The sequence below is a fragment of the Flavobacterium sp. FPG59 genome (genome assembly GCF_002150205.1).
Lineage (GTDB): Bacteria > Bacteroidota > Bacteroidia > Flavobacteriales > Flavobacteriaceae > Flavobacterium.
The window spans coordinates 1-9574 of record NZ_MTCA01000110.1 but is presented as its reverse complement, the minus strand read 5'-3'; the positions used below and the strand labels follow the sequence as shown (position 1 = coordinate 9574).

Annotated in this window: 10 protein-coding genes and 1 pseudogene; 10 read left to right on the top strand and 1 reads right to left on the bottom strand. The window is 33.1% G+C overall.

Annotated features, from left to right (window positions below; translation table 11 throughout):
* The 7 genes from FPG59_RS10405 to FPG59_RS10370 form a co-directional block, all read left to right on the top strand.
* Positions 1-811: MotA/TolQ/ExbB proton channel family protein (locus tag FPG59_RS10405; RefSeq protein ID WP_086454537.1), on the top strand; the 811-nt coding region annotated here is incomplete at its 5' end.
* A gap of 73 nt (positions 812-884) precedes the next feature.
* On the top strand, positions 885-1496 hold the full coding sequence (locus tag FPG59_RS10400) for a biopolymer transporter ExbD (protein ID WP_086454536.1): 612 nt from the start codon (positions 885-887) through the stop codon (positions 1494-1496).
* A gap of 18 nt (positions 1497-1514) precedes the next feature.
* Positions 1515-2063, top strand: a complete 549-nt coding sequence (locus FPG59_RS10395; RefSeq protein ID WP_086454535.1) for a biopolymer transporter ExbD — start codon at positions 1515-1517, stop codon at positions 2061-2063.
* 36 nt (positions 2064-2099) lie between these two features.
* Positions 2100-2900 (top strand): energy transducer TonB, encoded by an 801-nt coding sequence (locus FPG59_RS10390; protein ID WP_086454534.1) that lies wholly within the window; start codon positions 2100-2102, stop codon positions 2898-2900.
* 230 nt (positions 2901-3130) lie between these two features.
* Positions 3131-4039 (top strand): PstS family phosphate ABC transporter substrate-binding protein, encoded by a 909-nt coding sequence (locus FPG59_RS10380; protein ID WP_086454532.1) that lies wholly within the window; start codon positions 3131-3133, stop codon positions 4037-4039.
* Positions 4029-5729 (top strand): hypothetical protein, encoded by a 1701-nt coding sequence (locus FPG59_RS10375; protein WP_369596814.1) that lies wholly within the window; start codon positions 4029-4031, stop codon positions 5727-5729. The genes FPG59_RS10380 and FPG59_RS10375 overlap by 11 nt, the downstream gene beginning before the upstream one ends.
* Before the next feature lie 168 nt (positions 5730-5897).
* Positions 5898-6530 (top strand): 7-carboxy-7-deazaguanine synthase QueE, encoded by a 633-nt coding sequence (locus FPG59_RS10370; protein WP_086454531.1) that lies wholly within the window; start codon positions 5898-5900, stop codon positions 6528-6530.
* A gap of 47 nt (positions 6531-6577) precedes the next feature.
* Here FPG59_RS10370 and FPG59_RS10365 read toward each other — a convergent pair whose 3' ends face one another.
* Positions 6578-7300, bottom strand: coding sequence for a bifunctional 2-polyprenyl-6-hydroxyphenol methylase/3-demethylubiquinol 3-O-methyltransferase UbiG (locus FPG59_RS10365; RefSeq protein ID WP_086454538.1), 723 nt, complete (start codon positions 7298-7300; stop codon positions 6578-6580).
* Positions 7301-7373: 73 nt separating this feature from the next.
* Between FPG59_RS10365 and FPG59_RS10360 the strand changes: the two genes are divergently transcribed.
* The 3 genes and pseudogenes from FPG59_RS10360 to FPG59_RS10350 form a co-directional block, all read left to right on the top strand.
* On the top strand, positions 7374-7868 hold the full coding sequence (locus tag FPG59_RS10360) for a YkgJ family cysteine cluster protein (protein WP_086454530.1): 495 nt from the start codon (positions 7374-7376) through the stop codon (positions 7866-7868).
* 63 nt (positions 7869-7931) lie between these two features.
* A complete protein-coding gene (locus tag FPG59_RS10355; protein ID WP_086454529.1) occupies positions 7932-9158 on the top strand; it encodes an ABC transporter permease in 1227 nt (408 codons plus the stop codon).
* A 44-nt stretch (positions 9159-9202) separates the two neighbouring features.
* Positions 9203-9412, top strand: a pseudogene (locus FPG59_RS10350) (1-acyl-sn-glycerol-3-phosphate acyltransferase); the annotation flags it as partial.
* Positions 9413-9574: the final 162 nt, after the last annotated feature.

Genomic DNA, 9574 nt, shown 5'->3' with positions numbered 1-9574 from the left:
CGTTAAAAAAGAAAAAGCGGCGAACGGAGGAGGAATGATTTCAGGAATCATTATTGTAGCATGTATCTTTGTTGGATGGTTAATTTGGAATTTCATAATGGGTGATGGCTCTAACTTTGAAGGTGGTGTTAATACAGGTCATCCACTGCCAGGAAACATGTTAGCAATGGTATACAAAGGAGGTCCAATTGTACCAGTTTTGTTAGGATTACTTTTAATGGTTGTTGTGTTCTCATTTGAGCGTTATGCTGTAATTTCAAAAGCAGCTGGTAAAGGAAATCTTGATCAGTTCATGACTAACTTACAAAAAGATATTAAAGCTGGAAATATTGAAGGAGCTATTGCTGCTTGTGACAAACAAAAAGGTTCTGTTGCTAACCCAATAAAATCTGCTTTATTGAAATACCAAGAGGTTAAAAGAGAAGGTTTTGATAGTGAAGCTGCTGCTGAAACAATCCACAAAGAAATTGAAGAAGTTACTTCATTAGAAATGCCAATGTTAGAGAAACACATGACTGTACTTTCTACAATGGTATCTTTAGGAACTCTTGCAGGATTGTTAGGAACAGTAACGGGGATGATTAAAGCATTTAGTGCATTATCTGCTGCAGGTACTCCTGATCAAGCTGCTCTTGCAAATGGTATCTCTGAGGCCTTGATTAACACGGCTACAGGTATCTCTACTTCTGCTTTGGCAATTATTGCTTACAACTTCTTTACTTCTAAAATTGATACTTTGACTTATTCTATTGATGAGGCTGGTAATACAATTGTGAACACATACAGACACTTCAGAAGTGCTCAAAAATAATTAATAATTTCTTTTACAAGAAAGTAGCTAGATTTTTGCTACTGCTTTCTTGTAAATTTTAAAAAATATATTAATGGCTATAAAAATGAAGAAAAAAGCAGGGTCTACGGACATGACTGCTATGTGTGATGTGGCTTTTTTATTGTTGTCTTTCTTCGTAATGACTGCAACTGCAAAAATCCCTGAAGCATTGCCAGTTGATACCCCTGCATCAACAGTTCAGTCTAAATTGCCAGAAGATAATTTAGCAACCGTTACTATAGGTAAAGGAAAAGTATTTTATGATTTAAAAGGTAGAGAAGTTCGTAAAGAAGCTTTGCAATTGATGGGTCAAAAATATGGTGTTGAATTTACTGATAGTGAAACTGAAACATTTGCTTTGATGGAAGGTATTGGAGTTCCAATAGCTAACTTGAAACAGCTTATTGCAATGAAAACTGCGGATCGAAACAAACCAGGTGTTCAGCCAGGTGTGCCTAAAGATTCTCTTGATAATCAATTAAAAGAATGGATCTACAATTCTAGAATTGCAAATATCAAAGTGAATGACAAAGAATTGCAAATAGCTATAAAAGGTGATTCAAAAGAAGAATATCCTGCTATTAAAAAAGTAATGGATATTTTACAAGAACAAAAAATCAATAACTTCAATTTGGTTACTGGTTTGAGAGCAACTGAGAAATAATTAAAAAAATACACTAAAATGGCTGAATTAAATACTGGCGACGGTGATGGCAAAAAAGGTGGTAAGGTAAGAAGTAAAAAATCCAACTCAAAAGTAGATTTAACTGCAATGGTGGATTTAGCTTTCTTGTTGATTACGTTCTTTATGTTGACTACTACTTTGTCAAAACCACAATCGATGCCTCTGGGTTTACCAGATAAAGAAGAGGATAAAACCAAGGAAAAACCAATTAAAGTAGATGAAAATCGTACGTTAACAGTAATGTTAGGTGACAACAATAAAATGGTGTATTACATGGGATTGTTAGCTACACCTATAGCTGGTCCTAAAGAGATTGCTTACGGTAAAGAAGGTATTCGTGCTGAGTTATTAAAAAGAAAAAAATCAGTAGTTGAATATACAGGAGATAAAGACAAAGGTTTAATCGTTATCATTAAGCCGGGTAAAAAATCAAATTACCGTAATTTAGTAGATATACTTGATGAAATGGCTATTGTAGGTGTACCTACAAACGCTATCGTTAATGATTTCTCTCCAGAAGAATTAAAATTGTTAGAAAGTAATTAAAATTTTAATTACTCAATAACCTAATAAGTAAGAAAAATGAAATTAGATATATTCACAAACCAATGGCTTGATATTGTTTTCGAAGGTCGTAACAAAGCATACGGTGCTTACGAACTTAGAAAAACAAATAACAGTACTGCTACTAAAGCACTTATAATAGGAGCAATAGTATTTTCTTTTGCGGTTAGTATGCCACTTATTTTAGGTTTACTTCCTGATTCTTCAGATGGTGATGACACTTTAGATACTAAAATTGTTAGTATCAAGTTGCCTCCTAAAAAAGAAGAAGTAAAGAAAAACCTTCCTCCACCTCCACCACCTCCACCAAAAGTGGATCAAGTGAAGTTTGTTAAGCCAGTTGTGGCTAAAGCAGAAGAAGTTACTGAGGAGCCACCAAAAACAGAGGAAATTAAAGACAAAAAGCTAGGTGCTGAGACAATCAAAGGAGATCCAGATGCTGTTCTTAGTGTTGAGCCTGTAGGTACAGGTACTGCTGCAGTAGTTGAGGAAGCTCCAGATAACACTGTATATAGCACTGCAGGTATCGAAGTGAAACCTGACTTTCCTGGTGGGATGGATAAGTTTTACAAATTTGTTGGTACAAATTACGTAACACCGGAAGAAGAAGGTTTAAAAGGTAAAGTTTTCGTATCATTTGTTGTTGAAAAAGATGGGTCTTTAACTGATATCAAAGTTATTAGAGATATTGGTTATGGTACTGGAAAAGAAGCAATTCGTGTATTGAAAAAATCACCAAGATGGTCTCCAGGTGTTCAAAATGGTAAGCCAGTAAGGGTTTTATATTCTTTACCTATTACTATTCAATCTGCAGAATAATGTTGAATAACATAGTAAACAATATTAAGAAGAAATCGCTTAGAGAGCGATTTCTTCTTGTTTTAGGAATTTTGTTTTTTCTACTTTATCTAATTTTAGGTTTGTTTATAATATTCATGAATAACTTTCCGTTAGCTATGGATAGGATTTATCGGGTTGCATTTGGTGTTATATTGATATCGTATGCATCCTTTAGGTTTTTTAGAATTATAAACAGCAACAATTAGTCTATGAAAAAATTATCTATTTTATTATTGTCTTTAGTGGTTCTTGTAGCGGTGCTTTATTCGTGTAATAAGTCAAATAAAGAAGAGACTATCTTAAAGGGTAATGCCACAATTTATGTAGATGAGACATTAACTCCTATTGTTGAAGACCAAGTGGCTGTTTTTGAAAGCGAGTATGATGCAAAAATTAATTTGGTTTCAAAATCTGAAGCTGAAACTTTGAATACACTTTTCAATAAAACTTCTACTATTGCAATTCTTTCCAGGAATCTTACTCCTGAAGAAATTAAGATATTTAAACAAAGGAAAATCAATCCTAAAATTACTCCCTTTGCTACTGATGCAATTGCTTTTATTTCAAATGCAAATAATAAAGATTCTCTTGTAGCGTTACAAGATGTATTGCATTTTATGCAAGGTAAAACAGGGACTAAAATTAAGGGTTTGGTATTTGATAATTTAAATTCAAGTACGGTTAGGTATTTAAGCGATTTAGCAGGAATTAAATCAATTCCTGTAGATGGTGTTTTTTCATTTAAAACAAACGATGAAGTAATTAAACATGTTGCTTCAAACGATGGCTTGATAGGTGTTGTAGGTGTTAACTGGCTCACGCAGCCTAAACCTGCCATGGTTGATTTTATAGAAAAGGTACGTATCCTTAGTGTAAAAGGATTAAAAAGTAATGGGTATTTTTATCCTTCTCAAAATGATATAGCAGAGAAGAAGTATCCTTTGGCACGTGATTTGTATATAATAAATTGTCAGGGATTCTCTGGTTTAGGTATGGGATTTGCATCCTTCGTTGGCGGAGATATTGGACAAAGAATAGTATTAAAATCAGGTTTGTTACCTGTACGTATTCCCACAAGGAAATTTACAATAACTAATAGTCAAAAAGATGAAAAATAAATTAACTACAATTAAGATGAATAAATTCTCAACATTGAGCGTGGCTATTTTAGCAACAGCTTTTACTACACAAGCTCAAGATATTAATCAAGCAAAAAAAGCTATCGATGCAGAGCAATTCGAAAGTGCTAAGTCTATCTTGAAATCAATTATCAAAGCAAAACCAACAAATGGTTCTGCATTTTTTACTCTTGGTAATGTATATTTAGAACAAAATATTCAGGATTCTGCAAAAATATTTTTTGACAAAGGGTTAACTGCCTCAGAAGATGGAAGACTAAATAATATTGGTCTTGGCCAAATGGATTTGGATAAAAATGATTTAACTGCAGCGCAAGCAAAGTTTGCTCTTGCATTAAAGGATATGAAAAAGAAGGATATTCAGGAGTTTATTTATGTGGCAAGAGCATATATGAATGCTGAAAAACCAGATTATAAAACAGCTATTACAACTTTGACCAATCCTGCTATTAAAAACAATCAGGATGCGCAATTGCAATTAGCTCTTGGAGATGCTTATTATGGTGATGGAAAACAAAATGAGGCTTATGTTGCTTACAGAAGCGCTTTTCAGTTAGATAATACACTATTAAAAGCAAAAATGCAGTTAGGTGTTTTGTTAAAAGGTGCAAAGTCTTATGACGAAGCTTTAAAAGCGTATGACGAAGTTATTGCGTTAAACCCAAATTATGGTCCTGTTTACAGAGAATTAGCTGAAACGTATTATAAAATTGCTCGTAATAAGCCATCACAAGCTGCTGCAAATTATAAAATTGCATTAGGTCACTATGATAAGTATATGTCTTTGACAGATTATTCACTTAACTCAAGAATGCGTCGTGCAGATTTCTTAATCTTAATTGAGGATTATGCTGCACTTGAAGTGGAAGCGAATAAAATGAGTGAATTGGATAAAGTGAATCCAAGAATTTACCGTTATTTAGGTTATGCGGCTTATAAGAATGGTAATTTAGATGTTGCAATTAAAGCTTTAGAGGATTTTATTGGAACACCAGGTAATAAAATTATTGCTTTAGATTATTTGAATTTAGGTTTAAGTAGAATTAAAAAAGCAACTAGTGCTGACGGGCTTTCAGTTGATCCAGCAGGATATACTCAAGGTTTAGCCGATATTAAAAAAGGTGTTGAAATGGAACCGCTTGCTGTTCAAAGTTTAAGTGAAGTAGGTAAAAAAATGTTCTCTCAAAAATTGTATAATGAAGCTTCTGGTATCTTTGAGTTTGGAGCTAATACTAAAGAGTCTACTACTTATCTTGATGACAACGTGTATTATGGTTTAGCTATTTATTATGCAAACATCAACAAAGCCAAAGAAGGTAAAGCTGATGCTGCTGCATTACAAAAAGCTGATGCTGCATTTGAAAGAGTTTTAGTAGCTTCACCAACGTATTTGGAAGCTTACCTTTACAGAGCTAGAGCAAACAGATTGCTTGAAAAAGATGATGTCATGGTTAAAAACTACGAGGATTATGTAGCTAAAACTACTGCTCTTGGTGATGCTGAACTTGCAAAACCAGCTGTTAAGACTAAGTTTATTGAAGCTTACAATAATATAGCTGCAAGTTTTGCAAATACTGATAAAGCTAAAGCTATTGAATATTTCAACAAAACACTTGCTCTTGATGCAGCAAATAGTTACGCATCTGAGTCTTTGAAAATTTTAAAATAATTTTTCAAAATAATGGTATAAACCGGTAGCAATTGCTACCGGTTTTTTTATGCCTTTATCTTTGTTTGTTAGCAATGTTTAGGTTTCATGAGCTACAATTTATATTAGACAATTGTTTTTAAAGCTTCTCTTTTCAAATTCGTTATCTTTGTACTTTAAAAAATCAGAATGTTATCAAAAGAAATACAGTTAGAGGTTAATAAAGGGGCAATGCTCCCGTTGATGGAGGAATTTTATACCATTCAAGGAGAGGGCTCTCATACAGGAACTGCTGCCTATTTTATTAGAATTGGCGGTTGTGATGTAGGTTGTCATTGGTGTGATGTTAAGGAAAGTTGGAATGCAGAGTTGCATCCGCCTACTGCAGTTGATTTAATTGTAAGTAATGCTAGTAAATATGCAGAAACTGTTGTGGTTACAGGTGGTGAACCTTTAATGTGGGACATGACTTTATTGACGCAAAAATTGCATGACAATAATAGAAAAGTTCATATTGAAACTTCTGGTGCGTATCCTTTAACAGGTTCTTGGGATTGGATTTGCTTATCGCCAAAGAAGAATAAACTACCGACTTCAACAGTCTATGAGGCTGCTCATGAGTTAAAAGTAATAATTTATAACAAGCATGATTTTATTTTTGCTGAAGAACAAGCAGAAAAAGTGTCGGCTAATGCTATTTTATTTCTTCAACCGGAATGGAGTAAAAAAGAAGAAATGACTCCATTAATCGTAGATTATGTGATGCAAAATCCAAAATGGCGCGTTTCTTTGCAAACACATAAATATTTGAATATCCCATAAGAACATGCATTTGATAATGCAGTTTTTTTAGTTTGATTAGATTTTTTTTAAGGTAAATGTGTGAGTTTTGCTAAATAATCAAAATGTTCTCCTTCTTGAATTAATTCACATTTAAATCCATTTGCGTACGCAGCATTTTGTAACGTATTGTAATCTAAATAGAGCCAAGGAAATGGGTTCTCTATCTCGTTTTTATATTTTATTTTAAATGTTATTTCGCCATAATAGCCATTACTAGGTATCCATTTCCCTCCGTCTTCATCGTTATCAAACATATAAATGATATCCGAAGAATCTATTAAAATTTGACCGTTATGGCTCAGTAATCTTTTTAGTTGCTTTAGGTATTTAGGGATTTCTTTTATAGTTCCAAAAATACCTGTTCCGTTCATTAATAATAAAATGGTATCGTACTGTGTTTCATTTTTATTGATGTTTAAATCTAAAATGTTCTGTACGGTTGCATTATGTAGACCTCTAAGCTTGCAGGCTTCAATGGCGTTATTTGAAATATCAATTGATTGTACGTTTAGTTTACATTCGTTTTGTAAATACAAACTATGACTTCCTGCACCACAACCCACATCTAGAACAAGTCCTTTTGATAATTGCATTGCTTTTTGTTCAATAAGAGGCATCTCATCATGAGAACGAAACAAGTAAGCAATATTCATTTCATCTTCTTCGGATATTGAAGTTTCCGTAATTAAATCTTCAGGTGAATTATTTGTAACATAATCGAGAATGGCTCTGCCAAAAAGGTCTTTCATCATTTTTTTAAATCTTTATCATTTTCAGATGTCAAGTTTGTTACTTTTGTAATTCAAATTATAAATCTGCAACTTGAAAAATATAATAATCAATCTTCCCAAAGAGGCCAAAGATAAGCATATCGAAAACAAAAAGTATTTTGATAAGTTAAAAAAGAAGATTCCAAAGAATTTAGATTATTTAATGCAAGACCTGCACAACGCTGAATTTAAAAAAACGGACTGTTTAAAATGTGCTAATTGCTGTAAAACCACTGGGCCATTATTTACAGATGCCGATATTGAACGAGTTTCAAAATATTTACGTCAAAAACCACAACAATTTATTGATCAATATCTGCGAATAGATGAGGATAAAGATTATGTTTTGCAAAGCGTTCCTTGTACATTTTTAGATAATGATAATGCTTGCATGATTTATGATGTTCGTCCTAAAGCATGCAGGGAGTTTCCGCACACTGATCGAAAAAAATTTCAGCAAATCACCGGTCTTACTTTAGTGAATGTTACTATTTGTCCAGCTGCCTTCAATATTGTAGAAGAGATGAAAAAAAAATTACCTTTATAGTATAGTCCTAGGTAATAATTTTATTCCAAACTAGTTTCTCAACCCATAAAAGTCCATTTTACTTTGAATTTAGAATATTTCATCGCTAAGCGTCTCGTTTTATCTAAGGATTATAAAAGTAGCATTTCATCGCCTATCATAAAAATTGCTATTTCGGCAATTGCAATTGGTATGATTATGATGATTGTTTCTGTAGCCACAGGTATTGGGTTGCAACAAAAAATCCGTGAGAAAGTAGCCGCTTTTAATGGTCATATAGTGATTTCTAATTATGATAGCAATCAATCTGATATGACTTTGGTACCTATTACCAATAAACAAGACTTTTATCCAAATTTCTCAGCAGTTCCCGCTGTTACACACATTCAAGCTGTAGTAAATAAAGCAGGAATCATTAGGACTGAGAGTGCTTTTGAGGGTGTTATTTTCAAAGGGGTAGGAAAAGATTATAAGTGGGATAATATAAAAGAGTATTTGGTTCAAGGAAGAATACCGAATACAATTGCATCTTTAAATGAAGAGGTTGTGATCTCTCAATTTATAGCCAACCGTTTAAATTTAAAAGTAGGGGATTCTTTTAATACCTTTTTCATGAAAGATAATGGGTATAACTTAAGGAACTTTAATATTGTTGGAATATTTAATTCGGGATTTCAGGAATTTGATGCCACTTATATTTTGGGAGATATAAGGCACATGCAAAAAATCAACAAATGGAAGTCAAGTCAAGTAGGTTCATTTGAGGTTTTTGTTGACGATTTTGATGCTATTGAAGCAATAGGGGAACAGGTTTACGAACAAACAGGTTCTACGCTCGATTCAAAAACCATTACTGAGAAATACAGTTATATATTTGAATGGCTTAAATTATTTGATTTTAATATCATTGTAATACTTATTGTCATGATTCTTGTTGCTACCATAAACATGGTTGTTGCGCTCTTGGTTTTAATTTTAGAGCGAACGCAAATGATAGGGATTCTAAAAGCTTTGGGTGCCAGTAATTGGTCTGTTAGGAAAATATTTTTGTACAATGCTTCATATCTCATTGTAAAAGGTTTGTTTTGGGGTAATTTCATAGGAATTACATTGTTGTTAATTCAGCAACACTTTGGTGTAATTCAACTTCCACCTGAAAACTATTATGTCAATCAAGCACCTGTTTATATTAACTGGACCTATATAATGGCTTTAAATGTTCTTACTGTCATAGTTTGTTTAATTGTACTTGTAATTCCGTCCTATATAATTACAAAGATATCTCCAGTACGCGCAATTCGTTATAATTGATTTACATATTTATTTTAATCAAATCTTGGTGTCAGTTTTAAAATAAAGGATTGCGCATGAAAAAGAAAGGTATTCTTCAGTCGTTTATCATCAAAGAGCCACTTGATATAGATTATGCAAATGACACCATCGATGAAATTGTAGAAAAAGTAGAATATGCAATAGAACAACATGCATCGTTCTTAAAAGTAATACCAGCAGAGATCATCCAAGAGCAAGAGGAATTAAACAAAACCCGTAGATGGGAATATTAAATTTTATTTGGGCGTTCCCTTATATAAAACAACAAGAGTAGCAGTTGATCCTGCTACTCTTGTTGTTTTATATAAGGTCGGGCTCTTCGCTACAAGTCCTCGTTCCTTCCTTTCGGTCGTCACTGTGGGCTTTTCGCTGCTATCCCTAACGCAGTTTGAGAA

What these genes read in the sequence shown, in the direction of transcription:
- FPG59_RS10400 (WP_086454536.1), top strand. Translation starts at nt 885, where the DNA reads ATGGCTATAAAAATGAAGAAAAAAGCAGGGTCTACGGACATGACTGCT.
- FPG59_RS10395 (WP_086454535.1), top strand. Translation starts at nt 1,515, where the DNA reads ATGGCTGAATTAAATACTGGCGACGGTGATGGCAAAAAAGGTGGTAAG.
- FPG59_RS10390 (WP_086454534.1), top strand. Translation starts at nt 2,100, where the DNA reads ATGAAATTAGATATATTCACAAACCAATGGCTTGATATTGTTTTCGAA.
- FPG59_RS10380 (WP_086454532.1), top strand. Translation starts at nt 3,131, where the DNA reads ATGAAAAAATTATCTATTTTATTATTGTCTTTAGTGGTTCTTGTAGCG.
- FPG59_RS10375 (WP_369596814.1), top strand. Translation starts at nt 4,029, where the DNA reads ATGAAAAATAAATTAACTACAATTAAGATGAATAAATTCTCAACATTG.
- FPG59_RS10370 (WP_086454531.1), top strand. Translation starts at nt 5,898, where the DNA reads ATGTTATCAAAAGAAATACAGTTAGAGGTTAATAAAGGGGCAATGCTC.
- FPG59_RS10365 (WP_086454538.1), bottom strand. Translation starts at nt 7,300, where the DNA reads ATGAAAGACCTTTTTGGCAGAGCCATTCTCGATTATGTTACAAATAAT.